Annotated in this window: 25 protein-coding genes and 1 tRNA gene; 14 read left to right on the top strand and 12 right to left on the bottom strand. The window is 60.5% G+C overall.

Translation table 11 applies throughout. The features are described 5' to 3' along the window. The first annotated feature begins 1 nt into the window (after nt 1). From K3728_16135 to K3728_16125, 3 genes are all read left to right on the top strand, one after another. Nucleotides 2–646, top strand: coding sequence for a phosphoribosylanthranilate isomerase (locus K3728_16135; GenBank protein ID UWQ95195.1), 645 nt, complete (start codon nt 2–4; stop codon nt 644–646). Between the two features lie 219 nt (nt 647–865). Next, complete coding sequence (gene trpB, locus K3728_16130) at nt 866–2098, top strand: tryptophan synthase subunit beta (protein ID UWQ95194.1); 1233 nt, start codon at nt 866–868, stop codon at nt 2096–2098. Continuing rightward, nucleotides 2095–2481: a hypothetical protein gene (locus tag K3728_16125; GenBank protein ID UWQ95193.1), complete on the top strand. Its 387-nt coding sequence runs from the start codon at nt 2095–2097 to the stop codon at nt 2479–2481. The genes trpB and K3728_16125 overlap by 4 nt, the downstream gene beginning before the upstream one ends. On the opposite strand, the gene K3728_16120 is transcribed toward K3728_16125, so the two are convergent. Both K3728_16120 and pth read right to left on the bottom strand, forming a co-directional pair. Continuing rightward, nucleotides 2441–2812: a DUF2237 domain-containing protein gene (locus K3728_16120; GenBank protein ID UWQ97593.1), complete on the bottom strand. Its 372-nt coding sequence runs from the start codon at nt 2810–2812 to the stop codon at nt 2441–2443. The two genes, K3728_16125 and K3728_16120, sit on opposite strands and share 41 nt — an antisense overlap. Before the next feature lie 23 nt (nt 2813–2835). Continuing rightward, nucleotides 2836–3525, bottom strand: a complete 690-nt coding sequence (gene pth, locus K3728_16115) for an aminoacyl-tRNA hydrolase (GenBank protein UWQ95192.1) — start codon at nt 3523–3525, stop codon at nt 2836–2838. 207 nt (nt 3526–3732) lie between these two features. Between pth and K3728_16110 the strand changes: the two genes are divergently transcribed. After that, nucleotides 3733–4437, top strand: a complete 705-nt coding sequence (locus K3728_16110; protein ID UWQ97592.1) for an FkbM family methyltransferase — start codon at nt 3733–3735, stop codon at nt 4435–4437. Between the two features lie 86 nt (nt 4438–4523). Here K3728_16110 and K3728_16105 read toward each other — a convergent pair whose 3' ends face one another. The 3 genes from K3728_16105 to K3728_16095 form a co-directional block, all read right to left on the bottom strand. Then, the gene (locus K3728_16105; protein ID UWQ95191.1) at nt 4524–4994 is read right to left on the bottom strand and encodes a DUF1203 domain-containing protein; all 471 of its coding nucleotides are present in this window, start codon (nt 4992–4994) and stop codon (nt 4524–4526) included. Between the two features lie 73 nt (nt 4995–5067). Next, on the bottom strand, nt 5068–6084 hold the full coding sequence (locus K3728_16100) for an agmatine deiminase family protein (GenBank protein ID UWQ97591.1): 1017 nt from the start codon (nt 6082–6084) through the stop codon (nt 5068–5070). 143 nt (nt 6085–6227) lie between these two features. Next, the gene (locus K3728_16095) at nt 6228–6881 is read right to left on the bottom strand and encodes a 50S ribosomal protein L25/general stress protein Ctc (GenBank protein UWQ95190.1); all 654 of its coding nucleotides are present in this window, start codon (nt 6879–6881) and stop codon (nt 6228–6230) included. Between the two features lie 118 nt (nt 6882–6999). Here K3728_16095 and K3728_16090 point away from each other — a divergent pair, with 118 nt between their 5' ends. Continuing rightward, nucleotides 7000–8163, top strand: coding sequence for an MFS transporter (locus K3728_16090; GenBank protein UWQ97590.1), 1164 nt, complete (start codon nt 7000–7002; stop codon nt 8161–8163). On the opposite strand, the gene K3728_16085 is transcribed toward K3728_16090, so the two are convergent. Next, complete coding sequence (locus tag K3728_16085; GenBank protein UWQ95189.1) at nt 8145–9308, bottom strand: alpha-hydroxy-acid oxidizing protein; 1164 nt, start codon at nt 9306–9308, stop codon at nt 8145–8147. The genes K3728_16090 and K3728_16085 overlap by 19 nt on opposite strands. Nucleotides 9309–9404: 96 nt before the next feature. Here K3728_16085 and K3728_16080 point away from each other — a divergent pair, with 96 nt between their 5' ends. Continuing rightward, nucleotides 9405–9689, top strand: coding sequence for a hypothetical protein (locus K3728_16080; GenBank protein ID UWQ95188.1), 285 nt, complete (start codon nt 9405–9407; stop codon nt 9687–9689). A gap of 4 nt (nt 9690–9693) precedes the next feature. Here the strand turns inward: K3728_16080 and trpA are convergent, their stop codons facing one another. Beyond that, entirely contained in the window at nt 9694–10485 is a 792-nt protein-coding gene (gene trpA / locus K3728_16075) for a tryptophan synthase subunit alpha (protein ID UWQ95187.1), read from the bottom strand. A 179-nt stretch (nt 10486–10664) separates the two neighbouring features. Here trpA and K3728_16070 point away from each other — a divergent pair, with 179 nt between their 5' ends. Continuing rightward, nucleotides 10665–10850, top strand: a complete 186-nt coding sequence (locus K3728_16070; protein ID UWQ95186.1) for a hypothetical protein — start codon at nt 10665–10667, stop codon at nt 10848–10850. A 15-nt stretch (nt 10851–10865) separates the two neighbouring features. Here K3728_16070 and K3728_16065 read toward each other — a convergent pair whose 3' ends face one another. Beyond that, a complete protein-coding gene (locus K3728_16065) occupies nt 10866–12203 on the bottom strand; it encodes an MATE family efflux transporter (protein UWQ95185.1) in 1338 nt (445 codons plus the stop codon). Between the two features lie 169 nt (nt 12204–12372). On the opposite strand from K3728_16065, the gene ychF reads away from it, so the two are divergent. From ychF to K3728_16045, 4 genes are all read left to right on the top strand, one after another. Continuing rightward, nucleotides 12373–13470, top strand: a complete 1098-nt coding sequence (ychF, locus tag K3728_16060) for a redox-regulated ATPase YchF (protein ID UWQ95184.1) — start codon at nt 12373–12375, stop codon at nt 13468–13470. Nucleotides 13471–13641: 171 nt separating this feature from the next. After that, complete coding sequence (gene rarD / locus K3728_16055) at nt 13642–14535, top strand: EamA family transporter RarD (GenBank protein UWQ95183.1); 894 nt, start codon at nt 13642–13644, stop codon at nt 14533–14535. Nucleotides 14536–14587: 52 nt separating this feature from the next. Continuing rightward, nucleotides 14588–14677: transfer RNA gene (locus K3728_16050), tRNA-Ser, on the top strand. Nucleotides 14678–14949: 272 nt separating this feature from the next. After that, the gene (locus K3728_16045) at nt 14950–16701 is read left to right on the top strand and encodes a sugar phosphorylase (protein ID UWQ95182.1); all 1752 of its coding nucleotides are present in this window, start codon (nt 14950–14952) and stop codon (nt 16699–16701) included. On the opposite strand, the gene K3728_16040 is transcribed toward K3728_16045, so the two are convergent. Next, on the bottom strand, nt 16702–17922 hold the full coding sequence (locus K3728_16040) for a glycosyl transferase (protein ID UWQ95181.1): 1221 nt from the start codon (nt 17920–17922) through the stop codon (nt 16702–16704). It abuts the gene before it with no gap. A gap of 12 nt (nt 17923–17934) precedes the next feature. Next, on the bottom strand, nt 17935–18720 hold the full coding sequence (locus tag K3728_16035) for an HAD-IIB family hydrolase (GenBank protein ID UWQ95180.1): 786 nt from the start codon (nt 18718–18720) through the stop codon (nt 17935–17937). A gap of 289 nt (nt 18721–19009) precedes the next feature. Here K3728_16035 and K3728_16030 point away from each other — a divergent pair, with 289 nt between their 5' ends. Further along, the gene (locus K3728_16030) at nt 19010–21793 is read left to right on the top strand and encodes an AMP-binding protein (protein UWQ95179.1); all 2784 of its coding nucleotides are present in this window, start codon (nt 19010–19012) and stop codon (nt 21791–21793) included. On the opposite strand, the gene K3728_16025 is transcribed toward K3728_16030, so the two are convergent. Both K3728_16025 and K3728_16020 read right to left on the bottom strand, forming a co-directional pair. Then, complete coding sequence (locus K3728_16025; protein UWQ95178.1) at nt 21766–22539, bottom strand: SDR family oxidoreductase; 774 nt, start codon at nt 22537–22539, stop codon at nt 21766–21768. The genes K3728_16030 and K3728_16025 overlap by 28 nt on opposite strands. Before the next feature lie 127 nt (nt 22540–22666). Then, nucleotides 22667–23278, bottom strand: coding sequence for a response regulator transcription factor (locus K3728_16020; protein UWQ95177.1), 612 nt, complete (start codon nt 23276–23278; stop codon nt 22667–22669). Nucleotides 23279–23444: 166 nt separating this feature from the next. On the opposite strand from K3728_16020, the gene K3728_16015 reads away from it, so the two are divergent. Both K3728_16015 and K3728_16010 read left to right on the top strand, forming a co-directional pair. After that, nucleotides 23445–23927, top strand: coding sequence for an oxidoreductase (locus tag K3728_16015; GenBank protein ID UWQ95176.1), 483 nt, complete (start codon nt 23445–23447; stop codon nt 23925–23927). Between the two features lie 74 nt (nt 23928–24001). Beyond that, nucleotides 24002–26464: a response regulator gene (locus tag K3728_16010; GenBank protein ID UWQ95175.1), complete on the top strand. Its 2463-nt coding sequence runs from the start codon at nt 24002–24004 to the stop codon at nt 26462–26464. Nucleotides 26465–26705 lie beyond the last annotated feature (241 nt).

Raw genomic sequence — 26705 nt, 5'->3', positions numbered from 1 at the left:
CTTGGCAGATGTTTCGATCAAGTTCTGCGGGCTGAGCCGCCGCGAAGACGTTGATGCCGCGGCCCAAGCGGGCGCACGCTACGTGGGTTTCGTGTTCTTTCCGAAGTCGCCGCGCAATGTCTCGGTCGCGCAAGCGAGGGCCTTGGCGCTGGAGGTGCCTGTGGGCATCGCCAAGGTGGCGTTGGTGGTGAATGCTGACGACGCGATGTTGGATGAGATCGTGGATCAGGTGCCGCTGGATATGTTGCAGCTCCACGGCGGGGAGACGCCGGAGCGCGTGGCCGAGATCCGCGCGCGTTATGGCCTGCCGGTGATGAAGGCCATCGCGGTGGCCGAGGCGGGGGATCTGGCGGTGATCGACACCTACGCCGAGGTCGCGGATCAGCTGCTGATTGATGCCAAGAAGCCCAAGGGCTCGGACTTGCCGGGTGGCAACGGGGTGACATTTGATTGGTCGCTTCTGGCGGGCCGCAAATACTGGACGGTGCCGTGGATGCTGGCCGGCGGGTTGACGGCAGACAACGTGGCCGAGGCGGTACGGATAACGGGCGCGCGGCAGGTGGACTTGTCCTCTGCGATTGAGTCTGCGCCCGGCGTGAAGGATGCGGAGAAGATGGCTGCATTTGCAGAAGCGCTAAAGGGGTGAAGGTGTTTCGCCGCGCTTCGCGCGCCGACCGGCTGGGGGCAAGCCCCCAGACCCCCAAGATTCTGCCGGAGATGCGGGCTTCCCGTGGCCCAAGTTTCTTTCGGGGGCGCTTGCCCCCCAAGGCCCAAGTTTCTCTCAGGGGGGCTTGCCCCCCTGGCCCCCCAGGATATTTAAAGAACAAGGAAGGGCAGGGCGTGCCCAAGGATATGGAGACGCGATATGCCGGATGACATTTTGAACAGCTTTATGACGGGCCCTGACGAGAAGGGCCGGTTTGGGGATTTCGGCGGGCGGTTTGTGTCCGAGACGCTGATGCCGCTGATCCTTGAGCTGGAGAAGCAGTACGAATTCGCCAAGACCGACGACAGTTTTTGGGCTGAGATGCACGATCTGTGGACCCATTACGTGGGTCGCCCCTCGCCCCTGTATTACGCGGAGCGGCTGACGGAACGGTTGGGCGGCGCGAAGATTTACCTCAAGCGCGATGAGTTGAACCACACGGGCGCTCATAAGATCAACAACGTGCTGGGTCAGATCATTCTGGCGCGGCGCATGGGCAAGACGCGGATCATCGCAGAGACCGGCGCGGGCCAGCACGGGGTGGCGACGGCGACAGTTTGCGCCAAGTTTGGGCTGAAGTGCGTGGTCTATATGGGGGCCACCGACGTGGAACGTCAGGCCCCGAACGTGTTCCGTATGAAGTTGTTGGGCGCGGAAGTTGTGCCAGTAACCAGCGGGCGCGGCACGTTGAAGGACGCCATGAACGATGCGTTGCGCGATTGGGTCACCAATGTGCGCGATACATTCTACTGCATCGGCACGGTCGCGGGCCCGCATCCCTACCCCGCGATGGTCCGCGATTTCCAAGCCATTATCGGCAAGGAAGCCAAGGAACAGATGATGGCCGCCGAGGGGCGTTTGCCCGATACGCTGATTGCGGCGATTGGCGGAGGCTCCAACGCGATGGGGCTGTTCTTCCCGTTCCTTGACGACAAGGACGTGAATATTATCGGGGTCGAGGCCGGGGGCCACGGCGTCGATCAGAAGATGGAGCATTGCGCGTCTCTGACCGGAGGGCGCCCCGGTGTGTTGCACGGGAACCGGACCTATCTGCTGCAAGATGACGATGGGCAGATCCTTGAGGGGCATTCCATCAGCGCTGGGCTCGATTACCCCGGTATCGGGCCGGAACACGCATGGCTGCACGAGATCGGTCGGGCGCAATATGTCTCGATCACGGACAAGGAGGCGCTGGAGGCGTTCCAGCTGTCGTGTGAGACCGAGGGTATCATTCCGGCGCTTGAGCCATCCCACGCGCTTGCCCATGTGGCCAAGATCGCGGGTGATTTGCCCAAGGATCACTTGATCTGCATGAACATGTGCGGGCGCGGCGACAAGGATATCTTCACCGTGGCACGCGCCCTTGGCTGGAACATGAGCGAGATCGCGTGACCAACCCCAAGGCGATTGTCTGGGTGCTGCTCGCGGGCTTGGCGGTGATGGTGTGTTTTGTCGTCAGCCTTGTGGCGGCCGCTTTTCTGCTGCCCCCTGACGCCTTGATGCAGGCAGTATTCGCTGTGCCGGTGTTTCTGATTTCGGGCAGCGCCTGCGGCGCGGCGATGTTACGGCAGGCGGGCGCGGTGGTTTCGAAATGGATCGTGGCGCTGATGCTGGCCGTTGTTCTGGCGATAGTTGTTGCAAGCATTGTGCTTGGCCTGACAACGCCGGGAGAGACGGCGCTGGTGGCGCTGATGTTGTTTACGGCAGCACTTTGGTGGCTGTGGCGGCGGTCCTTTAGGGTGCGGCATTCGCCTCCAACAGTTCCAGAGGAATAATTTCGAGTGCGCGCCTGTGGGTGGCCGAGAGGTTGACCAAGGGCGCGGCATGTTCTTCGGCCGCCTGCATCCAGCGACTGGCGCAGAGGCACCAGCCATCGCCGGGCTTGAGGCCCGCAAACCCGAACTCGGGGCGCGGGGTGGAGAGATCGTTTCCGACATATTTGGAGTAGGCCAAGAATTCAGCGGTCATGACGGCGCAGACCGTATGAGAGCCAGTATCTTCGGCGCAGGTATCGCAGGCGCCGTTGCGAAAGTATCCGGTCAACGGCTCGGTCGAGCAGGAGGCGAGGGTTTCGCCGTAGACGTTCAGGGAAGGGTCTTTGGGCAAGGCCATGGCGGCGTCCTTTAGGGTTAGCGGAACTTGTCGGCCAGCTTTTGCAGGGCGCTGCGCGGGTCTTCAGACGGCTCCTCAGCCGCGGGGGCGGCTTCCTCGCGGCGGTTTGGGGCTTTGGGTTTTGAGGTGGAGGAGCGGGGCGGGGCGGTGCGCAAGGCGATCGCGTTGAGGAATTTGCCGCCATCGCCTTTGGCCAGCTGCGGCGCACCGTCGGAAAGGCCACGGAGCACGTCGTCCAGCCACTCTGAATCAGCCTTGGCGAAATCGCTGAGCACATAGCCCGCCACCCGGTCCTTGTGGCCGGGGTGCCCTACGCCAAGCCGGACCCGGTCGTAATGCGGTCCGATATGTTGGTGGATGGAGCGCAACCCGTTGTGGCCCGCGTGGCCGCCGCCCGCCTTGACGCGGACTTTGGCGGGGGCGAGGTCCAGCTCGTCATGCCAGACAGTAACATCGGTGCTGTCGAGTTTGTAGAAACGCATCGCCTCGCCCACCGATTGGCCAGAGAGGTTCATGAAGGTTTCGGGCTTGAGCAGCAGCACCTTCTCGCCGCCAATGACGCCTTCGGTCACTTTGCCCTGAAACTTGCCGCGCCAAGGGGCAAAGCCGTGATCCTCGGCGATCCGGTCCACGGCCATCCAGCCGATATTGTGGCGGTTGCCCGCGTATTTCGCGCCCGGATTTCCCAGACCGACCCAAAGTTGCATGACTGGCCTCATATGATGCTTTTCATTTGATATGGCTTGGGGGTGCGATTGCCAAGGCAAGGGGCACGACGGGCAAATTGGAGGCGCGGCTTGCGCTGGCGCTAAGTGTGGCGGCAATGCACTCGGGGGGATCGCGGGCCTATCCACGGGGCCTATCGCGCCCTATTACTGCCTAAATCCCCGGTTAGCGCGCAGAGTATGACAGAGATGACCCTACCCCATAACGCCCAAGCGGATGCAATTTATCGCCTGAATGGCGTGGACCTTGGCCTGCCGGAAGGTTTGGCCACTGAGGCGATTATCGAAAAACTGGCTGACGGCAGCTATGAGGGCGACGAGGCACGCTCGGTGGATCGCTGCGTGCGCCCCGGGTTTCGGGTGCTCGAATTGGGGGCGGGGCTTGGCTATATCGGTACATTGGCAGCCAAGAAGACCGAGCCGGAAAACGTGTTGTCAGTGGAGGCGAACCCGGATTTGTTGCCGGTGATCCGCGCCAACCATGCCCGCAATGGTGTGGAAGAGGTGAGCCTGATGCATGGGGCGGTTGTGGGCCATGCCGCGGAGGGGGCGACGGCGAGTTTCCACATCGCGGGCGGCTTTACCGGGTCACGGCTTGGGGCCAAGGGCGGGAGGCAAGTGGAGGTGCCGCTGATCGGGTTCCACGAGCTGATCCGGGCCCATCGCCCCCATGTAGTTTTGATGGACGTGGAAGGGGCTGAGGCCGGCTATTTTGACAGGCCTTGGAAGTGCCCGCTGAGGTTCTGCGTGATGGAGATTCATCCCAAGCAATACGAGGCGGCGGTCATCAAGAAGATCATCGACCGGATGAGCGCCATGGACATGACGTATGATCCGGTCACGTCGCGGGGTAAAATCCTTGGGTTCCGAAAGGTTTGGGGCGAGGGGAGCTGAAGCGCTGCCGTATTGAGGGTTTGTGCGTGAGGCTTGCCGTCGGATTGAGTTGTATTTGCCAAGATGAAGGAGCGGGCGCGTTGATTTTACGCGTCGCGCGTGATCAGCCCTGAGTAACATCCGTGGCCGGCGTTGTGGGCATGGATGTAACGGATCTTCTCGTTGGAGAGCATGTCGCGGATTGCGGCGTCTGCCTCGGCGCCGGGAACGACGCGCCCGTCCTCGATTTTGTCGGCGGAATTGAAACCGCGCAATGACAGGAGCCGATGGGCCATAACTTCGGGGATTTCATTGGTGGCTGTGTAGGTCTCGGTCGCGCCTTCGAGAACGAAGATGGCGTGGCTGGATCGGTAGGGCGAGTTGGCGGGTTGGTGTTGGTGGTTGAGCAGCAGAAGGCTGTCGCCCACTTTAGCGTCACGCATGGTGATACGGTCAGGGTAGCTGTTGGGCGCATCGGCGATGACGCGCTCGGCGCCGTGGGCTTTGAGGTCCTTGTCCGATAGGCCAAAGAGGGGGGCGAAGGGGGCGGCGGGCAATCCGGTGATACGGTAGGTCATGGGGAAGCTCCTGTGATAAGACACGAGAGTTGTGCCGCAGGCGGGTGTGCCGCGCGACCCGGATGATGCGGAACTAGACCGAGGGTAGTTGTTGGGTGGCGCAATGGATACCGCCGCCGACCTCTCCGATAGGGTCCACGTTGAGCATCACGATCTCTCGATCCGGGTAGAGCTGCTGTAGCGTCCGGCGCGCAGAGCGGTCGGTCCGTCTGTCCCCGAACTGGGCGGCAATGATGGCACCGTTGCAGATGTAGTAATTCACATAGGACGCGACGAAGTCGTCAGAAGTCACGCGAGTAGCCCAGGCGTCTTCGATCACAGTGAGACGCAAGCCTGCGCCCTCCAGAATATCGCGGGTCTGGAAGGCAGCAAGCGCGAAGGGGTCGTCCGGGTCAGGCGCATCGGGGAGTTGGATCAATCCGTGGCCGGGAGCGACAAAGCGGGCGAGAGCGTCGATGTGATAGTCGGTTATGTCGAGCCCCGCGACGCCCGGTGCCCAGATCATTCGATCCGCGCCGACGGTGGTCAAAATCGCCGCCGCCACGGCATCACGGGACAGGCCGGGGTTGCGGTTATCATTCACCCAGGAGCTTTCGTGCGCGATGACCAAGCCTGCGCCATCGTGCTCCAGGCCGCCGGCCTCTCCGACGATGGAGGAAGGCAAGAAGGGCAGGCCCATCCTTTCAGCCACGCGCTGCGCTATCAGACTGTCATGGGCGTGGGTTTGCTTGCCGCCCCAGCCGTTGAAGTTGAACCCGGTGACGGCGCGATTGCCTGCGCCGTCGGTCAGAAACACGGGGCCGGAGTCGCGCGCCCAGAGGTCATCGGTGGGGATGTCCCAGACCTCCACATTGCGTGACAGTTTATGGGCGGCGGCGGTCATGGCATCGGCGGGCATCAACATGATCACCGGTTCAAACTCAGCAATCGTGTTGGCCAACTCGGCGATAGCGTCTTGCAGCATGTCGAGGAAGATGCCGTCGGGATGGACTTCGCGGCTGACAGGCCATTGCATGAAAGTAGCGTCGTGGCGGGCTTCCTCGGCGGGCAGGTGCCAGCGCGGCGTTTGCGCGCCCAGACGTTTAGCCATCATCCCGGCCCCCAATAGGCTCAAGGCAGTTTCCAGGGTTTTCCGACGCGTTATCTGCATTGCCTGCTCCGAATCTGCACTCGTTCAAAAAAAAACGCCGCCCGGCATCCCGGACGGCGTCAAATCTTCGGCGAGGCTGGCGCTCAGTCTTCGTTGACTTCGGTCGCAGGCACTTCGTCGGCTGCCGGCGTGTCACCATCGTCGGCTTCGTTCTCGGCGCTCACAAGGCCGGAAGGCGCTGTCAGGTTGGCGATCACGAAGTCACGGTCGATCGTGGCTTTCGCGCCGGAGGGCAGCTCAACCGAGCTGATCGTGACGGTGTCGCCGATGTCGAGGCCGTTGAGGTCGATGGTGATCGCCTCTGGGATATCGCCAGCAGTCACACGCAGTTCAACCTCGGGGCGAACCATGGTCAACACGCCACCCTTTTTGAGGCCGGGGCATTCTGCTTCGCCAACAACTTCAACAGGGATAAACAGCGTTACCTTCGAGGTGCGCTTGAGGCGCATGAAGTCAACGTGCGTGGGCAGGTCTTTGACAACATCACGCTGGACGTTGCGGCAGATCACGCGGACGTCTTCCTGGCCCTCAACCTTCAGGTTGAACAGGGTCGAAAGGAAGCGACCATCTTTCAAGCGCTTGAACAGCACGTTGAAGGGGATGTTGATCGCCAGCGGGTCTGCGCCGCCACCGTAAACGATACCGGGCACGTTACCATCACGGCGTGCTTGACGAGCGGCCCCCTTGCCTGTCCCCGTCCGTGCCTCAGCGATAAGATCAGGAATCTCACCAGCCATTGGAATTCTCCTAGAGTTATGAGCCGCCTCCAAGGGTGTCGGCTCTGGGTTCGTAAGTCCGCGCGTATAGGGGAGGGGGGCGGTTTTGAAAAGCCCCTATTGCGTATGGCGCTGGGCCGTGACAGCGGTTGCGACCATGTCAGTTCTTTCCGCGCTATCGCTTTCCCGTCGCCCTTTGGTTGCCTTCATGATTGTCGGCTTGTTCTGGGGCAGTTTTGCCGCACAGGTTCCGGTGCTGAAAGAGGGGATTGGGGCCGATGACACTTTGTTCGGTTTGATCCTGTTGGGCACGTCCTTTGGCTTGGTGGCTACGATGTGGCTGGCGCCGTTGTTTGACCGTTTGATGGGCCCTTGGGCGATGCCCGTGGCGGGGTGCATCTTTGCCGCGGTGGCCCTTGGTCCGGCATGGGCAAGCGCGCCCTTCGTGTTCTTTGTGGCGATGGTATTGGCGGGGTTCTGTTCGGGCCTGTTGGACGTGGTGATGAACGCCCGCGTGTCCGAGTTGGAGGCGCGTCACGGGCGCAGTCTGATGAACGCCAACCACGCCATGTTCTCGGTCGCCTATGCGATTTCGGCCATCTTGACGGGGCTTGCCCGAGAGGCGGGGTTTACCCCGGAACAGATCTTCGCCGTGGTGGCGGTTGCCATTGTTATCATGGCTTTGCCGTTGCGGATGGATGCCGAGCAAGTGGACGACGCCGCACGCCGCGCCAACCGCTTTCCTTGGGGCACCGTCGTTCTATGCGGCGCGATCGTGCTGATCGCCTTCTTCGTGGAAGCTACGGTAGAGGCCTGGTCGGCCCTGCATATTGAGCGCACCTTGGGCGGGCGCGCGGCAGAGGGCGCGTTTGGCCCGGCCGTTCTGGGCCTGACAATGGCGGTAGGCAGGTTCTCCGGCCAAGCCCTGACCGAGCGGTTCAGCGAGCACGCGATTATCGTGATCGGCACGGGCATGGCGATGGTCGGCGCGTTGGTTGCGGCGGCTGCGCTGTCGCCCCTTATGGCTTACGTGGGCTTTGGCGCGATGGGCTTGGGGATTGCAGCCGTGGGGCCCGTCGGTCTTGCCATTGTGGGTCGGATGGTGCGGCCCGAACATCGGACCGCAGCTGTGGCCCGCGCCGCCGTGATCGGCTTCATGGGCTTCGTTCTTGCGCCCTCGCTGATGGGCTTTATTTCGGGCGCTGTGGGTTTGCGGTGGGCGTTCGCCGCAGTCGCGGCGGTGGCGCTCCTCGCGCCGCTCCTCGCCGTATATTTACGCGGGCGTCATTCCCATTCGCCTTGAAATCCCTTTGGGACCAGCACGTTTTGGCGACCCAGGTCGTGGACGTCACGCTCTCCACAAAGGCCCATCGAAGTATCGAGTTCTTTGCGGATAACCTCGAGCGCTTCCATCACGCCCTGTTCGCCGCGCGCGCCCAACCCATAGACAAATGCGCGCCCGATCATGGTGCCCTTGGCCCCCAGCGCCAGCGCTTTCAGCACGTCCTGGCCCGAACGGATGCCGCTATCCAGGTGTACTTCGATCTTGTCTCCGACCGCGTCCATAATTTCAGGCAACATACGGATCGACGACAAGGCGCCATCCAGCTGCCGCCCGCCGTGGTTGGATACGGTGATAGCGTCGGCCCCAACCTCGACCGCTTTGCGGGCGTCATCGGCGTCCAGAATGCCCTTCAGGATCACCGGACCATCCCACCAAGACCGCAGCTCTTTGATGCGATCCCAATCGAGGGATTGGTCAAACGCCTGCGCTGTCCACGTGGTCAGCGAGCTCGGATCATCCACCCCTTTGGCATGGCCCACGATATTTCCGAAGAACCGCCGTTGGGTGCCGAGCATTTCCAGACCCCAAGGGATTTTGGTCATCATGTTGGCCACGGACGCGGGGGTCAGTTTGGGCGGGGCAGAGAGGCCATTTTTGATATCTTTATGGCGTTGCCCCAGCATTTGCAGATCGACGGTAATCACAAGAGCCGAGCATTTCGCGGCCTTCGCGCGATCAAACAAGCGGCGCATGAAGTCATCGTCTTTGAGGGTATAGACCTGAAACCAGAATGGCTTGTTGGTGTGTTCGGCCACGTCCTCGATCGAGCAGATCGACATGGTGGACAGGCAAAACGGGACCCCGAAACGTTCCGCCGCGCGGGCGGCTTTGATCTCTCCGTCGGCTGATTGCATCCCCGTCAGGCCCACAGGCGCAAGCGCTACGGGCATGGAGACGTGCTGGCCCAACATCTCGGACGCGGTGGAGCGCCCGGTCATGTCCCGCGCGATGCGTTGGCGCAGGCGGATCAGGTCAAAGTCCGAGGAATTCTCGCGGAAGGTCTGTTCCGTCCAGCTGCCACTTTCGGCGTAATCGTAGAACATCTTGGGCACGCGCCGCTTGTAGATGCGCTTGAGGTCTTCGATTTCGGTGATGACGGCCATGGGGGCTCTCCGCAAGGTGGTAAGAAATGTTTACCAATGCGAGGGGGCGGAGTCCATGGGGTTGAGGCTCTCGGCGCTCACTAGTAGCATTAAACCATGGAAGAGGCGTCGCATCATCCTGATTTGCAGGCATTTATTGAAAGCCTCAGGCGTCTGGAAGGCATCTTGCAGCGCCACGAAAAGGGCCTGTGGTCGGCGAAGATTACGCGCGTGCGGCAGGTGGCGGAGGCCTCTGACGGCAACTGCGTAGAGCTTTTTTTGGCAATGTACGGTGGCATGGGAAGCTTTGCTGACTTGGTTCTGAAAGCCCCGGCACAGGCCAATGATGCGCTGCACGCCGAAAGACGGCGCGCCTATCACCTGGCTGTTGCATTGAAGTAGTGGCCTACCCCCGATGCGCGCCATCCGCCAGAGAGGCCACAAAAGCCAGCACGTCCTCGACGCTTTCGCCCGAAGCGATTTGCGACACGATGGCAGAGCCTACGACACAGCCGTCAGCGATCGAGGCGATGCTTTCGGAGGCCTCGGGCGTGTTGATGCCGAAGCCCACGATGACGGGGAGGTCTGTTTTGGATTTGATCCGGGCCACTTCTGGCGCCACGTCGCTGGCTTGAGCAGCGGCGGCCCCTGTCGTGCCAGTGACAGAAACGTAATACACGAAGCCTGACGTGTTGGTCAGCACTTTGGGCAGGCGGGCGTCGTCGGTGGTAGGGGTGGCGAGGCGGATGAAGTTCAGGCCTGCGGCTTGGGCGGGAATGCAGAGCTCGTCATCCTCTTCCGGGGGCAGGTCCACAACGATCAGCCCGTCGATCCCTGCGGCTTTCGCATCCGTCAAAAACTGGTCCACACCACGGGAGTAGATCGGGTTGTAGTAGCCCATCAGGACGATGGGCGTCGTGTCGTCGCCCGCCCTGAAATCTCGCGCCATTTGCAGAGTTCTTTCCAGCGTCATACCGCCATCCAGCGCCCTTTGTCCGGCCAATTGGATCGTTGCGCCATCGGCCATAGGGTCGGTGAAAGGCAAGCCGAGCTCGATGATATCGACGCCCGCCGCGGGCAGGCCCCGCATCACCTTTAGCGAGGTATCATAATCGGGGTCTCCGGCCATGATGTACGAGACAAAAGCCTTTTTGCCAGAGGCGGAAAGGCGCGAGAAGGTGTCGTCGATACGGGTCATGGTGGGGCTCTCAATTAGCTGTCGTCTGGGTGGTTTGACCCAAGGGAGGCCAGAAATCAATGGGAGGGCGCGATCTATAATCGGGGTCGTCCGACCCGTCACGGAGGCTGATGGGGAAAGGTTACGAGTTTTTCCCTCATCCTATGGAACCAAGGCGGGGGCATCCCCATTTACTCACCATGAATTACTTACTCGCCATCCTGCTTCCGCCCCTGTCCATCTTTCTAGCCGGACGGGTAATTTTGGGCATTATCATTGCGCCGATCTGGATCTTGGCGTTGATCTTTTCGGGCGGTTTGACCCACCCGATGTTTATTCTGTTGGCGTGGTTTGTGATCTTTGAGCGGCGCGAGAAGCGCAGTTGAGAGGGAGATCCGGGCTTAAGCCCGGTCTACCTGTGCGCAGCTTGCGGACGTGAGGCGCCAGAAACGCCAAGGCAAGGCAACGGCGGCTACCGCAAGGCCAAGGGTGTAGCCAAGCCAGATGCCCATCGCCCCATACCCAAGACCGATCCCAAGGATATAGCTGCATGGCAATGCAAGGGGCCAATAGACGATCAGCGTGATGACCGTTGGGCGGTTCATGTCCGACATCCCCCGCAACGCCCCAAGGGAGGTGCCTTGAATGCCATCGGCGATTTGCATCATGGCCATGATGATGAACAAACTTGTGGCTAGCTGAATAACGGCAGGGTCGCTGGACATCGCCTCAGCCAGCAGACGCCCTCCGAAAATGAACACGCTCGCTGCCATCGCCTGCCACATGACGACCATCAGGAACGAGGCTTTCAGGATCGGGCGCAACCGATCATAGCGGCCCGCGCCCACCGCGTTGCCGACGCGGATCGACACGGCCCCCGCCATGCCGAGCGGGATCACATAGGCCACCCCGCCCAAGGCGTTTACGATCTGGTGGGCGGCCAAGGCCTCGGCCCCCAGCCAGCCGATCATAAGGCCGATCATCGCATAGGCCCCGCCTTCGCCCGCATAGCCAAGGCAGAGCGGCACGCTGTCTCGCAATTGCGCCCGGACGTCTGACCACGCCACCGCGACCGATTGGCGGTAAATACGCAACCCCTCGGCCCGTGTGACCACCAGCCAAGCCGCAATCAGCGACAGGCTTTGGGACAGGATCGACGCCAACCCGGCCCCCAGAATGCCCATGTCCAGAATGTGGATGAAGGTGTAATTGGCCGGAATGTTAGCCACCACGCCGATATAGCTGAGCCCTACTGCCGCCCAAGGCCAATCCACCGCGTCAAACAGCGCCTTCAGGCCGAAAAACAGAGTGAAGGGGATGATCCAGACTGACATGCTTAGCCAATAGGGCAGCAGGATATCCAACACCTCTTGCGGCTGACCTAAGGGCCCGAGAAGGGGGTAGACCGAGATCATTAGAAGCGCGGCGAGGATGCCTCCTATGAGGCAGAGGAGCAGGCCGGAGCGGAGCGCCATCGCCACACGGGCAGGGTCGACCGCGCCTTCGGCCTGACTGATCTGCACGGAGATGACTGTCAGAAGGCCCCATAGGGCCGAGATCAGGATGATGAGCACCGCCGTCGTCACCCCAGCTGCGGCGAGGGGCACCGTCCCGAGCGGAGAGATCATGACCGTGTCCACAACGCCGATCAACAGCGCCGCCGTCAGGCCAACCATCAGCGGCACAGCAAGGCGGATCAGGGGCGCGAGCTCGGCCTTGGTGGTGGGGGCATGCGTCATTGATCCCGTCTACGCCCCTTGGGGGGTATGTCAATCGGCACGCAGGCGCTAAACGGCTCCTCCGCCAAAGCGTCCTTGCCGCGCCGCCCTGTCTGGCAGAGCCTTGACCTTTCACCCCCGCACGACCTACATGCGCCCTTGATTTTTAGCTTTAGCCGGAGTGCGTCACATGGGTTTCAAAATGGGCATCGTGGGCCTGCCGAACGTCGGCAAATCGACCCTGTTCAACGCGCTGACCCGCACGGCAGCGGCGCAGGCGGCGAACTTTCCGTTCTGCACGATTGAACCCAACGTAGGCGACGTGGCCGTGCCCGACGCTCGCCTTGATAAGCTGGCCGAGATTGCGGCCTCCAAATCCATCATCCCGACGCGCATGACCTTCGTCGATATCGCGGGCCTTGTGAAAGGCGCGAGCCAAGGGGAGGGCCTCGGCAACCAATTCCTTGCCAACATCCGCGAAACAGATTCCATCGCCCACGTGTTGCGCTGCTTTGAGGATGGCGATGTCGTCCACGTTGATGGCCGGGTCGATCCGATCGCCGACGCGGAAACGATTGAAACCGAGCTGATGCTCGCCGATCTGGAAAGCATCGAGAAGCGCATGGCAAACCTCGTGCGGAAAGTACGCGGCGGCGACAAGGAAGCCGTGCAGCAAGAGCGCCTGTTGAACGCCGCCAAAGCGGCGCTGGAGGACGGCAAACCCGCCCGGACCGTCGAAGTTGACGAAGAAGACGCCAAGGCCTGGAAGATGCTGCAACTGCTCTCCACCAAGCCGATCCTCTACGTTTGCAATGTCGAAGAGGCGAACGCTGGCACCGGCAACGCGCAATCTGCCCGTGTGGCTGAAATGGCAGCGGCCCAAGGCAACGCCCATGTGGTGATTTCTGCCAAGATCGAGGAGGACATCAGCCAGCTCGACCCTGAAGACGCCGAGATGTTCCTGGAAGAATTGGGGTTGGAAGAGCCCGGCCTCGACCGTCTGATCCGTGCGGGGTACGAGCTGCTGAACCTGCAAACTTACTTCACCGTCGGCCCCAAAGAGGCCCGTGCCTGGACCATCAAAGAGGGCACCCAAGCCCCCGCCGCCGCCGGGGTGATCCACGGGGATTTTGAGGCCAAGTTCATCCGCGCTGAAACCATCGCCTACAACGACTACGTCACCTTGGGTGGCGAAAACCCGGCAAAGGAAGCGGGCAAGATGCGCGCGGAAGGCAAGGGCTACGTCGTGAAAGACGGCGACGTCTTGCACTTCCTTCACGGGGGCTGACGCCGCGCGGGCAAGAGGCTGCCCGCTTCGCCGGGCAGCGACCGTAGCCGTGGGAAGAGGTCTGCGGCGACGTGGTTATTCGTGATCGCCTATCGCACAATTCTTGATTTGCGCCTCGGCCCGTCTTCGGGCTTTCTCGCCGCGATCCTTTTTCCCGAAAGCCCCCCTGCCATGGCCGCCCAATCTGAAGATACCCCCAAAGGCTATGCCTACGCCGTCAGCGCCTATGTCCTGTGGGGAGGTTTGCCGATCTACTTGAAGGCGCTGTCGCACCTGCCCGCGATGGAGGTCGTAGCCCACCGGGTGATCTGGTCGCTTCCGATCATTGGCCTGCTGATCCTGATCACGGGCCGCACGGCGGATCTGAAAGTGGCGCTGCGCTCTCCGAAAATGCTGGCTATGGGGGCGCTGACGGCGCTGTTTATCTCGATCAACTGGGGCATTTACATTTGGGCGATCGCTAACGAACGCACCCTTGATGGCGCCTTGGGCTACTACATCAACCCGCTGGCCACCGTGTTCCTCGGCGCCGTGCTGTTGGGGGACCGGCTGGGCCGCTTGCAATGGACCGCCGTGGGCCTGGCCGCACTGGCCGTGATCATTCTGACGATCGAGGAAGGCGGCCTGCCGTGGGTGGCACTGGGCCTGATGCTGAGTTGGGTGGCCTATGCTTTCTGCAAACGCCAGCTACCCATCGGCCCGAACCAGGGTTTCTTTCTGGAGGTCGCGATTCTCTGCGTGCCGGCGTTTGCTTATGTGGCGTGGATGGGCGCGACGGGGCAGGGCAGCTTCATGGCCGGTGTGGCATCGGACACCTGGCTATTGATAGGCTGTGGCCTGGTCACGGCCGTCCCGCTGATTTTCTACGTGAACGGCGCGAAGCTTTTGCGTTTGAGCACGATCGGCATCCTGCAATACATTGCCCCCACACTGATTTTCCTTGTGGCGGTGTTCCTATTCGAAGAGCCCTTCGGCACCGCCCGCATGATCGCCTTCCCGATGATCTGGGCCGCATTGGCGCTCTATTCCGTGGCCTTGTTCCGGCAATCCCGAAAGGTCGCCTAAAGGTAACAATTCTGGCTTGTTTTCCCCGGTTCCCGACATTAGACGGGTCAGCGGAGACGTGGCCGAGTGGTCGAAGGCGCTCCCCTGCTAAGGGAGTAGGCGGGAAACTGTCTCGAGGGTTCGAATCCCTTCGTCTCCGCCACTTCGGCTTGCAACCGGCGGACCAAGCAGTATCGCATTTCGGAGTAGTTGTGATCTTGCCATTGGGGCCGATCAACGGGTCGGTCGAAGTGTGTCGGTGTCAATCATGTTGGCGTTTTAAGTGCCGGGCATCCGTTAATCAACTGCCCAAAAATTACGCAACCTTGGTCAAACCATTTCATTTCAGGCCGGTTTTGCCCAATCGACCGTCCTTCCACACGAAACCCGCAGCGTCGCCTTGATCCGGGCGTGGTCTTGGCGTTGCTTCAAAGGATGGAACCGTCTCGCAATACCTCTTTCAGCAGGCGTTTGGCTGCGCTGGTCCAACGTATTTACCCGGATGTGGACCCGGATATCCTTTCCAGTTTGATCGTCGGTGCCTTCTGGCCCGAGGGGACGAGGCCCCGCAAACGCGGGCGATTGCCGAGCAATAACCTGTGGACTGAAAAAGATGCGCTGGTGATCACCTATGGCAATTCCATCGTCGATGGGGCCCATAAACCACTGGATCTGCTGCACGACTTTTTGCTGCGGCGAATGAAGGGTGTGGTGAACGGCGTCCATATCCTGCCGTTTTTTCCCTTCACCTCTGACGATGGCTTCGCCGTGTCCGATTATCGCTCGGTCAATCCTCAGTTGGGGGATTGGCCTGACATCAACCGGATCAGCGTCGACTTCCATTTGATGTCCGATCTGGTCTTAAATCACGTGTCCAGCCAAGGGACGTGGTTCAACAGCTACCTTCAGGGCCAAGATCCCTACGACAAGTTCTTCTTCGAGGCGGACCCGGATGATGACCTGCGCGATGTGGTAAGGCCCCGCACAACGCCCCTTTTGCAGAAGGTTGAAACGGCAAACGGACCGCGTCACGTGTGGTGTACGTTTAGCCATGACCAAATTGATCTGGATTTTCGCAACCCGGAAGTTTTGTTGGAGTTCCTGCGGATCATCCGGTTGCATGTGGACAATGGCGTGCAGATTATCCGGCTGGATGCGGTCGCATTTCTTTGGAAACAGGCGGGCACCTCTTCTATCCATCTGCCGCAGACCCACGCGATCGTTCAGTTGATGCGGATGCTGTGTGACTACGCCTCTGAGACGATCATTTTGCTGACGGAAACCAACGTCCCCAAGGCGGAAAACCTCAGCTATTTCGGCAACCGGAATGAAGCTCACGCGATCTATAACTTCCCTCTGCCGCCGCTGATCCTACACGCGGTCATGTCGGGCTCTTGCAAGTATCTGCGGCTTTGGTCCAGCGGGATGCCGCCCGCGCAATTGGGCTGCGCTTACCTGAACTTCACCGCCAGCCATGACGGCATCGGAATGCGTCCCGCCGAGGGGATTTTGCCAGCGCAAGAACAGTCCAAGATGATCGACACGATCCGCAACATCGGGGGGCTCGTGTCGATGCGTGCTCTGCCAGACGGCGGTGAAGCACCCTATGAGATCAACACGACGTTCTTTGAGGCGACGGGGCAGACCTTTGACGGAAACAGCGATTTTCATGTCGAGCGGTTCGTGTGTTCGCAAACCATCGTGATGTCCTTAGAGGGTATTCCCGCCTTTTATATCCACGCTATGCTGGCAACGCCGAACGACCATGAACAGGTCGTCCGCCGCGGCATGAACCGCGCGATCAATCGGCATAACTGGGACTATCCCACCTTGAACGCCTTGCTCGATGATCCCAGTTCCGTGAATGCTCGGGTTCTGGGGGCCTTGTCGGATCGGTTGCGCATCCGGGCCAAGCAAGCGGCGTTTCACCCCAATGCGACGCAGTTCACGATGTCGCTTGATGACCGGGTCCTTGGGGTCTGGCGGCAAAGCCTTGATCGGCATCAGTCCATCTTTGCGCTGCATAACGTCAGCGGTGAGACCGTCGAAATCTCGCCCACGGCGATGAACTTGATCGATGACGAAGATTGGATCGACCTGCTGACCGGGGAGGTGATCGACCCGACGCAAGAGGCGATCTCACTCGCCCCCTACCAATGTCGGTGGATCACCAACCGGGCCAGCTAATCAAACATATTCCTCCTGATCGGCCTTCGCGGCGGCGGCCATATCGGGAATGAACGCCGGGTCGGCGGAATGGATGCGGTTCCATGTGGGGATGAAGGGGGTTTCGTGCGGGTTCTCTAGAAACAGGTTACCCGCCCGCACGATGTTTTCCGCAAACAGTTCGATCGCGCGTTCTTCGGTGTGGCGATCAATGCTCAGCCCGTTCATGACCGCGTCGTTGTAGTGGGATTCCAACACATCCAACGCACAGCGATAATAGGTGGCCTTCAACGTCCGAAAGACGTTTGGGGTGAAGACCGTGCCGTCTGCGGCCAGCTTGCGGAAGATTGCCTTGCAGATGTCGGTGGACATCCGGTTGAGGCCTGCGTTCGCCTCTTCCGGGCTCAAGGTTTGGTGCTTGTGGTCGTAGGCGTCAGAGATGTCGACCTGACAGACAGCCTTTGGCGCAAGGTTGCGCCACGCCTCGGACAGCACGCCGATTTCCAGCCCCCAGTCAGAGGGGATGCGCAGGTCTGGCAAAATCGACGTGCGCATGGCGAATTCACCCGAAAGCGGGTAGCGAAAGCTGCGCAGGTAATCGATGTAATCGCGGTCCCCGATCACTCGTTTCAAGGCGATAAGAAGCGGGCTGACCAACAGGCGCGTCACACGCCCGTTCAGATTGCCGCCGCCGATCCGAGGATAATAGCCCTTGGCCACCTGATAAGGGAAATTCGGGTTCGTCACCGGATAGACCAAACGGGCGAGCATTTCCTTGTCATAGGTCAGGATATCGCAATCATGGATCGCCATCACGGAGCTATCGGCACAACCAATGAGGTAGCCCAACGACGACCAAACGTTCTTACCTTTGCCCTTCTCGGAAGGGGCCAATCCCATGGCTTGCAGGCGCGCCTCAAGGGCCAACATGCGGGGGCTGTCGTTCCAGATGACGATGTGGTTTTGGTTCAACCCCTCAAAGAACTTCTTGGCGTGCCGAAACTGCGCTTCGTTAGCGGCATCGAGTCCAATGATGATCCGGTGCAGATACCGAACCTTTGAAAGCTCGGACAGGATGTGCGGCATCGCATCGCCTTCCAGCTCGGAAAACAGGCAAGGCAGGATCAGGGTGATCTTCCGGGACTGCGCGAAAACGGAAAGCTCATGCTCCATTTCCTCGGCCGTTCGCGACCGCAGGTTGTGCAGCGTGGTGATGTTTCCGTTCTGTTGAAAGTCGGCCATGGGCGGGTTTTCCTAATGTAAATCTAGTCGATGAAGCAGGCTGAGGATCGCTGCGTTCCAGCCCAAGGGGCCGGGGCTGTCGGTACGAACGATGCGTCCCGTGTCCTCGCCTTTCAGCTTGGGTAACGGCGGGCGGTGGGGGTTGCGGACGATGACCCCAAAGTCGGCATGTTCCAGCATCTGCACGTCATTGGGCGCATCCCCCAAAGCGATAGTATGCGTGGGGCGACAATCCGCGATGACGCGGCGCATTTGATCGACCTTGTTGCCGCCAAACGATAGGGTCAGAAACCTGCCCCCTTGTTGCGCCTGCACCCCCAAATCGAGCAGGGCGTCCACGAATTCGGTCTTCTGCACTTCAGACCCAAGCCATTGTCCCGGTTCGGAAAAATGCCTTTGCTTCGCCAGTTCTGCGGCGGGTACGGTCAGGCCCGTCATTTGCGCGACTTCTGCGGCACTCACGTCGCCAAACCCGCGAAACAGGCGGCGAATTTGGGCGGGCAGGGTGCTTAGGGTCTGTCGTACCTTGGCATGTTGCGAGGTGCCTTGGATGTGGCGCACATGGGCCGGCAGCATCCCCGCACCGTTTTCTACGATGGCGGGCCAGTCCTCTAGCCCCAGCGCGGCCCGAAGCGGGGCGATCTCGGCAGAAGTTTTGCTACTGGCCAGAACGATCCCCGCCGAAATCGACCCGAGGGCCTGTAGGGCAGGGGTGGCGGCGTCCCATTGATAGGTGTCGTGATCTATTAAAGTGCCGTCCAGATCTGTGAACACGAGTAGGGGAATTTCAGCTGCCATTGGGATTTATAGGCCCACCGGACAAACGGCCTCAACGTGGATCGCTTGGAGCGAGCAGCCTTGTGCCGGGGTGGAGCGAGTCGATTTTCGTATGTGTGAAAAATTAGGCGACCTGCCCGATTTAGAGGCGCTTTGGTGTCGCGCAGCGTGGGCCGAAGCGGCGCAAGGGCGATGTTCTCACTGGCCACCGAGCGTGCACAATGGCAATCAGTGGTGGCACGCTTTTGCGCCGCAAATGGCGCTATTCGGGTCGGCTTGTCTCGGCCCGCTATCCAGAAGGGTATTCTCTATGACATCGTCTCAGACCGTCGCCGGTGATCTTGTCCGTGCCATCGAGACTTTCTCAGACGCGCCTGCCATGTCCGACCGGGATCAAACGATCACCTACGGACGGCTCGGTCAATTTGTAGATGCCCTTGGCCGCCATCTGGATGCGCCGCAGGTGGTGGGGATCTTCGGCTCTCCGGGGATCGCCATGGCAGCAAGCGCGGTGGCTTGTGTCATCACTGGGCGGCCTTTCGTGCATCTGGATCCAGCGATGCCACAGATGGTGCTGCACAACATTATTTCCGAGCTGGATGTCAGCTTGGTTGTTACCTGCCAGGCGCCTGCTCCGGGGCATTTGCCGGGCGATTGTGCGACGATGGATGCTGTCGCCTTGTTGCAAGAAGCGCCTGCGCCGTATCAGGCGCTGCAACCGGGCCATGTGCTGCCGACCGATCCGATCTACATGGTCGCCACGTCGGGCACGACGGGCCGACCCAAATGCATCCCCGTATCGCAGGACGCCGCCTATCTGTCCTATGTGTGGCGCGACGAATTTACCCCCTACGGTCCCGGCATTCGGGTCGGCATCTACGTCTTCGCGATATGGGAGATGTTTCGCCCCCTGCGCAAAGGCGGGGCGCTTTGGTTCCCCGACGCCAACACTTTGTTTTCGCCTAGCGAGCTGGCCGATTTCCTGATTGCCCATGATGTGGACGAGATGCTGTTCACGCCCTCGTTCTACGACACTTTCCTCACCGCGCTGGACGCGGGCCGCGCCAATGCTTTGCCCCTGACCCGTGTGGTGCTGAACGGGGAAGTTGTTGGTGATGACTTGATCACCACGTCACTCCGGAAACTGCCCGATACCGCGCTTTGGAACCTCTACAGCATTTGCGAAACCCATGATGTGTGCATGTCGCATCTGACAAAACCGGCGGGGATGGGGCCTGCCTCGGTTGGGGTGCCGATGCAGCACCTACGCGCCATAATTCTGGATGAGGCGGATCAACCCTGCCCACCGGGCACGTCGGGCCAATTGCATTTTGAAGGGCCAAGAATGCTGGGGCAGGGCTACATCAACCGCCCCGAGGAAACCCGCCTGCGGTTTCGAGAGCTCTCCATCAACGGACGCGATACGCGGCTTTACGATACCGGGGACCAAGCGTGGGTTGATGACCAAGGCGCGCTACATATCGAGGGGCGCATCGCCCATATGCTGAAGCTGCGCGGCTTCTCGATCCAGACACGAGAGTTGACGGAAACCCTGCGCGACAAGCTGGCCTTTACCAGCGCCGCCCCTTGGGTGGCAGAGGTCGGCGCGCGGGGGCAAAGCCTGATCTTCTATTTCGCCGCCGACGCCACGCAGGCCAAGGCCAATGAAGATGCTTGGGGGCTGAGCGCCGGGACCAACCGGATGCCGCCCGCCCTTGCCACGGCATTGCGCGAAGTGCTGCCGGCCTACTGCGTGCCGTCCTTCCTTGTGCAAATGGACGCGCTGCCGCTTCACCCGGTATCGGGCAAAGCCGACATGCGGGCGTTGCCTCCGGTGACCGATGACGCCGGCACCAGCACCGCGGCTGAGGATGCCGTGATCGCCGCCGCCGCCTTGGCCATGTCGTGCGACCCGTCGCAGATCGACCCGTCGCGGAACTTCCACGATCAGGGAGGCGACTCTTTGATGTGCGTCACCCTGATGCTGGAGCTGGAAAAGGCTTATGGCCGTCCGATCGACTTTGAACTGGCGATGAATGTGCCATTGCACCGGTTGGATCAGTTGATGACCCAAGAGGCCGACACGCCCGCCCCCACCGACATCTTTGATCGCCCCGGCATTCTGCTGACTGGCGCCACAGGGTTCCTTGGCGGTCACGTCTTGGCCCAAGCCGCCCGTGATTTGCCGCGCGGAGAGGTCGTCTATTGCCTTGTGCGCGACAAGAACCGGGGGGCAAGGGACCGTCTGGACGACGTGGCCCGCGCCCATGGCATCCAAAGCGATCGTTACGTCATGGTGCCCGGCACGTTGGACGCCCCGGGATTTGGGCTAGCGCAGGGGCCTTTTGACACGCTGGCAGGCTCTGTCACCAAGGTCGTGCATTGCGCGGCGATGGTGAACCTCGCCATTGGCCGAGAGGAAATGCTGGATTGGTCCGCACGCGGGATGAAAACCGTGCTGGATTTCTGCCTGGCGGCCAAGGCGGACCTGCGGTTCACCTCTTCCAGCGCGGTGTTCCCTGACCGTGGTGGCCCTTGGCCCGAAACGCTGCCAACCCAGTGGGACGGTTGCACCGGCTACGGGGCAGCGAAGATTGCGGCGGAAGAGGTCATTCGCGCATCGGGCGTTTCTGCGGCGATTGTGCGCTTGCCCTCTCTCTATGATTTAGGCGCGCCTAACCCGCGCGACATTTACGAGATTATCCTAGAGGCCTCGTTCCGCGCCGGTCACATGCCCCAAGGCCTGACCTTCCCGATGACCGACGTGACCGCCGCCGCCGCGTTCCTTCTGGGCCCGGTCACGGGACCAGAGGCCCCGATCTACAACCTGATGGCCGATCATCGCGTCACCCCGACCAGCGCCAGCTCATTGGCGGCTCCTGATTGGTTGGCGATGGTCGAGATTGCCCCGGGCATCGCCAATGTGATCGAGACCTTCCCAGATACGCTACGCGCCGATTCAACCTTCCAAAACGCGGCCGCCCGCGCGGCGTGGGCGCGGGTGAGTGACCAGCCTTATGAGGGGATTTGCGACGCGAACGCTCTGCTATCGCGGCGCGAGAGCGACTACCAAAGTGATCCGGCGTTAACCTGAAAATCTTCCATCGTCAGGGCACGGGCGGCGTCGCTGACCAGGAAGGCAGCAAGCTCGGCGACCTCGGTCGGCTGCACCAGTTGGTTCTGCGGGTTCGACTTGGCGTATTCCGCTCGGACTTCCTCTAGGGTTTGACCCGTGCTGGCGATGTCGGCGTCGATGAACCGTTTCAGCATCTCGGTCTCGACCCATGTGGGACTGATCGACACGCAGGTCACGCCATGGGCCGCCCCTTCAAGGCTGACGCAGCGCCCAAGCCCCAAAAGCCCCGCCTTTGACGTGCAATAAGCGGCATTGTTGGCCATGCCATTATGAGCAGCAACTGAGGCGATGTTCACAATGCGCCCCCACCCATTGCGCTTCATATGGGGCATCACAGCGCGGATCGTGCGAAATGACCCGCTGAGGTTTGTGTCAATGTGATCGTCCCAAACCCTATCGGGATGGTCGATCACGGCGGCTTCCTCATAGACACCTGCGGCGTTCACCAGAATATCGACGCTGCCGTGGGATGCGACCACTTGGGCAACGAAATCATCGACGCTTTGGGACGATCTTACATCCAGCGCGGCCGCTTCGATGCGCCCGCTGTCCTCGCCCAGAACTTGCCGCGCATAATCCGCGTCGCCAGCGCTTCGGGCACCGACCACAACACGGGTGCCACCGCTTGCCAACTTGCGTGCAATCGCAAGCCCCATTCCCGACAATCCGCCTGTTACGATCGCTGTTTTGTTGCCGTTTGCCATACTGCTTTTCGTCCTTGCCGATGTTGACTGCCCTTGGGTTAAGCCAATTCCAGCGCGAGTGCATCGCAAATCCGCGGGCTGTGACCCTTCACCTCTGGGGCCGAGTAAGCGACCGCTTCCGACAGCCCTAGTAGACGCCGTCTTCCTTCGCCATGAGCGCTGCTTGGGTGCGGTTTTTCACGCTCAGCTTGGCGAGGATGTTCTTGACGTGCAGCTTCACTGTGACTTCAGCGAGGCCTAGAGCACGGGCGATGTCCTTGTTAGAAGCGCCATCGCAAAGATACTGCAATGTCTCCATCTCACGCGGGGACAAGCCCTTGTAGCTGTTGGGTTTTTCTGGGGTAGGGGGGGCGAAGCCGAACGGGAAATACTTCTCGCCCGACAGCACGAACCGGATCGCATTGACCATGGATGTTGCGGTGGCCGACTTCGGCAGAAAACCCTTCGCCCCGATTTCCATCGCCGATTGCGCAACATCCGGGGTAGCGATGCCCGACATCAGCAAAACCTTGATATGGGGATAGGCGTTCACCACGCTTTCAAGCCCTGACAACCCGTTCATCCCCGGCATGTTGTAATCCAGAATGACAAGGTCAAAGGGCGTTTGCCCGGCCAATAGTGCTTGGGCTTGCGGAAGGCCGGGAGCGGTGGAGACGGTGAAATCACCTTGTTGGCCCAAGTAGGCGGCGATGGTGTCGCGCACCAGGTCGTGATCATCGGCAACAAGAATGTTTGGCATAAAAGCGTCTCAGCCCTTCAATTAGCCTATAGAATAGCGAGGTATTAAGGCCGAGGCATAGCAAACCTATACCTTAGTATAGGGACCTATCCCTTTCCACTCCACCGCCAATTTGATTGGCGATGTATCGACAGCGCTATCCTTCATTCTGAAAGGCGTCCGTAACTTGTTTACACATTTGCACCGCTTCATTCTGACCGCTGTGGCCATCACGGCGATGTCTCTGCCTTCGGCGGCTCAAAACCCCGGAGCCGTGCAAGTCACGAGTGCGGATGGGACAATTGTGTCCTTCACGATCAGCGATCTCGACGGGTTGCCACAAGTCACGATCACCACCACGACGCTGTGGACTGAGGGGGAAAACACCTTCACCGGGCCCTCCCTTCGCAACGTGTTGGACGCGGCAGGGTTGGGCGACAATGACCTGACGCTGATAGCGCTAAATGACTACGCCATCGAGATGCCCGCACCCGCGACCGACGCCAGCTATCCCATCGTTGCCACGCGGATGAATGGCGCACCGATGTCGGTGCGCGACAAGGGGCCCTTCTGGATCATTTTTCCTTACGACAGCGAGCCTGACTTCCAGACTGAAACGATCTATGCGCGGAGCATCTGGCAATTGGATCGTATCGAGTTGGCGGAGTAGACAGCTTGAAACTCGATCAACGCAACCGTCCCTTCAGCAGAAACAGGCATAGGCAAATTGCCGCGCTAATATTCGTGCCCTTGCTTGTCGGCTTGCTGGTGTTTCTAGGCACAAACCTTTCGCGCGAATTGCGCAGCATTTCCACGGCGGGCGCGGACAACCTGCTTTGGACGACCCAGCAAATAGAGACCGAGATCGCGAATTTCGCCCTCGCCCTGAGTGACGCTGCGGCAAGCGATACGCCCGATACAGACAACGTGCGCCTACGCGCGGACATTGCCTTGAGCCGCCTGTTGACCGTTGAACAGGGCGCTGCGCAAGATTTGTTTCCGCAAGACACTGCGCCTGTCTGGCGTCAGGTTATCGCCTACCAAAATGCTATCATCGATATTCTGGACGCTGATCCAGAGCTGACGCGCGACGACATATTGGCGATGCGCGAGTTGACCCAAGATGTGCGGCCGCAGATGCGGAACCTTGTTCTATCGGGGCTGGAGGCGGGGACCCAACAAAACGAATCCCGTCGTTTGGCCTTCGCCGGGCAACTGGCATTCACTGGCGCCATCGCCATTGCGGTGATCATCGGCCTGTCCGCGGTCTTAGTGGCGTTATACCGGCTTTTGGCCCTCGCCGCCCGCCGTGACGCAGAGCTTTGGGTGTCAACCGCGCGCTTGCATTCCACGGTAGAAGCCTCCCTCGATGCGATTGTCACAGCAAACGAAGCGGGGATTGTTGTTGAATTCAACTCCGCGGCTGAACGTATTTTTGGCTGGAGCAGGGATGAAATCTTGGGCCGAAAGATGGAGCACACGATTATCCCTCAGAGACACCGGGCCGCCCATGCCGAGGGGATGGAAAGGTATCTAAAAACCGAGGTGCCCCGTGTTGTCGGGGCGGGACGGGTAGAGCTTTCGGCAGTTCGGAAGTCGGGCGAAGAATTCCCGGTGGAGTTGAACATCACCACGGCCGAAAGCGTCGACGGACAATTGTTCATCGCCTACCTGCGCGACATTTCCCAACGCAAGATCAACGATCAGAAGTTGATCGACGCCCGGGACCGGGCCGAAGCGATGGATCGGGCCAAATCGCAATTTCTCGCCGTGATGAGCCACGAAATGCGCACCCCGTTGAACGGTATCCTTGGGGTGCTGGATCTGTTGCGTCAGACAGACCTGACACAGCAACAGGACCGCTACGCGCGTCTTGCCTCGGCCTCGGGGGAAATCTTGCTTGAGCAGGTGAACGAAGCGCTGGATATCACTCGGATCGAGATGGGGTCGATGAAGCTATCACCACATCCCTTCGAGATGCGCGATGCCGTGAAGGGCCTTCTTGATGTCTTGACCCCGTTGGCACAGGAAAAGAACCTATCCCTTCAGTTGCAATTTGAACCCGGTATGGATCGGACCTTCGATGGTGACGGCGGACGGATTAGCCAGATCCTGACCAATCTTATCGGCAATGCGATCAAGTTCACCGACAAAGGCGGCATCAAAGTGTCCGTCGATGGCATTCACTCGGCCGATCACACCATTGCGACGATCACCGTGACTGACACGGGCCATGGCATCCCCGCCGAGCATCTGGAAGATATCTTTGAGGACTTCGTCGCCCTCGCCCATTCTGAAGGGCGGCAAGTGCGCGGCGACGGGCTTGGTCTCTCGATTTCGCGCAAAGTGGCGCGGCTTATGGGCGGCGATTTGACGGTGCAATCGGAAGTGGGCACGGGCAGTACGTTCAGGCTTCGTGTTCCCTTAAATCGGGCGCCATCGGGCTCTGTTGCCCCCCACAAGCAGCCCGTGGCATCGGCGGCTCCGTCGGAACCGCAGACCTCGATGTCGGTGCTGATTGTTGAGGACAACGCCGTGAACCGCGCGGTCCTGCGCGACATGCTGGAACGCCTCGGTCATAATGTGTCAGAGGCCGCCAATGGTCTGCAAGGTGTGCAGGCGGCGCAAAAGTCGATCTTCGATCTGATTTTTATGGATGTTTCAATGCCGGTCATGGACGGGATCGAGGCCGTGGGGCGCATTCGGGCGGAAGGGGGCCTGAACCAGCGCACCCGGATCTACGGACTGACCGCCCACGGAAGTGAGGAATACCGCGACAACGCATTGGCTGTGGGAATGGACGCGTTCTTTACCAAGCCCATTCGCTTCTCCACCCTACAAGAGGTGTTGGCAGAACCTACTATTGTCGCACCGCGCTCAGAGGATACGCCGCTTGATACAGAGGTCATCGACGACCTAGTCGCCGCCCTCGGGGCCAAGAAAGTGCATACCACCGCAACCACCTTCTTTGCCGAAGCTGAGGCGGCGATTTCCGTGTTGATTGACCCGACCGCAGACGCAGCCGCCCTTTTGCACAGACTGCGCGGTGGCGCGGCGCTACTGGGGCTTGGCGGGCTTGTGGCGGCCGTTGATGCCGCCTCGGCGGACGACATTGATGCGGACGCCGTTACAGATCTGCGAGAGGCGATGGCGGCCAGCCAAGATCGTCTTTGGCGACACCTTCCTATGCCCTCCCCAAAGGGGTGAGGTGATCAATCCCGAAGGATAGGTGCGCTGCCCGATCGAACCTCAAATCTATCCCTCGAGGCGCACATGTGGCGGAAGGCAACGAACGTCTGTGTTGATGGAAACGGAAGCCCTCCAAGAAGACGGCCCGGTGACGCGTGGCTTATGCAGCGAGCGTTGCGAAGCGAATTGCGCGAAGGACGATCACCTTAGCCCAAAACGACAAGGCGCCGGATTTTTCAATCCGGCGCCCCGCAGTGTT

The sequence above is a fragment of the Rhodobacteraceae bacterium M385 genome, from assembly GCA_025141835.1.
Taxonomy (GTDB): domain Bacteria; phylum Pseudomonadota; class Alphaproteobacteria; order Rhodobacterales; family Rhodobacteraceae; genus Gymnodinialimonas.
The sequence above is the reverse complement of the archived record's forward strand: the minus strand, read 5'-3'. Positions and strand labels throughout refer to the sequence as shown.

Excerpts from the sequence above, each read along its gene's own strand:
- K3728_16085 (UWQ95189.1), bottom strand. The coding sequence starts at position 9,308 with ATGGCCGTCATCACCGAAATCGAAGACCTCAAGCGCATCTACAAGCGG.
- ychF (UWQ95184.1), top strand. The coding sequence starts at position 12,373 with ATGGGTTTCAAAATGGGCATCGTGGGCCTGCCGAACGTCGGCAAATCG.
- K3728_16080 (UWQ95188.1), top strand. The coding sequence starts at position 9,405 with ATGGAAGAGGCGTCGCATCATCCTGATTTGCAGGCATTTATTGAAAGC.
- K3728_16020 (UWQ95177.1), bottom strand. The coding sequence starts at position 23,278 with ATGCCAAACATTCTTGTTGCCGATGATCACGACCTGGTGCGCGACACC.
- K3728_16095 (UWQ95190.1), bottom strand. The coding sequence starts at position 6,881 with ATGGCTGGTGAGATTCCTGATCTTATCGCTGAGGCACGGACGGGGACA.
- K3728_16025 (UWQ95178.1), bottom strand. The coding sequence starts at position 22,539 with ATGGCAAACGGCAACAAAACAGCGATCGTAACAGGCGGATTGTCGGGA.
- K3728_16070 (UWQ95186.1), top strand. The coding sequence starts at position 10,665 with ATGAATTACTTACTCGCCATCCTGCTTCCGCCCCTGTCCATCTTTCTA.
- pth (UWQ95192.1), bottom strand. The coding sequence starts at position 3,525 with ATGCAACTTTGGGTCGGTCTGGGAAATCCGGGCGCGAAATACGCGGGC.
- K3728_16065 (UWQ95185.1), bottom strand. The coding sequence starts at position 12,203 with ATGACGCATGCCCCCACCACCAAGGCCGAGCTCGCGCCCCTGATCCGC.
- K3728_16040 (UWQ95181.1), bottom strand. The coding sequence starts at position 17,922 with ATGGCCGACTTTCAACAGAACGGAAACATCACCACGCTGCACAACCTG.
- trpA (UWQ95187.1), bottom strand. The coding sequence starts at position 10,485 with ATGACCCGTATCGACGACACCTTCTCGCGCCTTTCCGCCTCTGGCAAA.
- K3728_16105 (UWQ95191.1), bottom strand. The coding sequence starts at position 4,994 with ATGACCTACCGTATCACCGGATTGCCCGCCGCCCCCTTCGCCCCCCTC.
- K3728_16030 (UWQ95179.1), top strand. The coding sequence starts at position 19,010 with ATGACATCGTCTCAGACCGTCGCCGGTGATCTTGTCCGTGCCATCGAG.
- K3728_16045 (UWQ95182.1), top strand. The coding sequence starts at position 14,950 with ATGGAACCGTCTCGCAATACCTCTTTCAGCAGGCGTTTGGCTGCGCTG.
- K3728_16035 (UWQ95180.1), bottom strand. The coding sequence starts at position 18,720 with ATGGCAGCTGAAATTCCCCTACTCGTGTTCACAGATCTGGACGGCACT.
- K3728_16100 (UWQ97591.1), bottom strand. The coding sequence starts at position 6,084 with ATGGCTAAACGTCTGGGCGCGCAAACGCCGCGCTGGCACCTGCCCGCC.
- rarD (UWQ95183.1), top strand. The coding sequence starts at position 13,642 with ATGGCCGCCCAATCTGAAGATACCCCCAAAGGCTATGCCTACGCCGTC.
- trpB (UWQ95194.1), top strand. The coding sequence starts at position 866 with ATGCCGGATGACATTTTGAACAGCTTTATGACGGGCCCTGACGAGAAG.
- K3728_16110 (UWQ97592.1), top strand. The coding sequence starts at position 3,733 with ATGACCCTACCCCATAACGCCCAAGCGGATGCAATTTATCGCCTGAAT.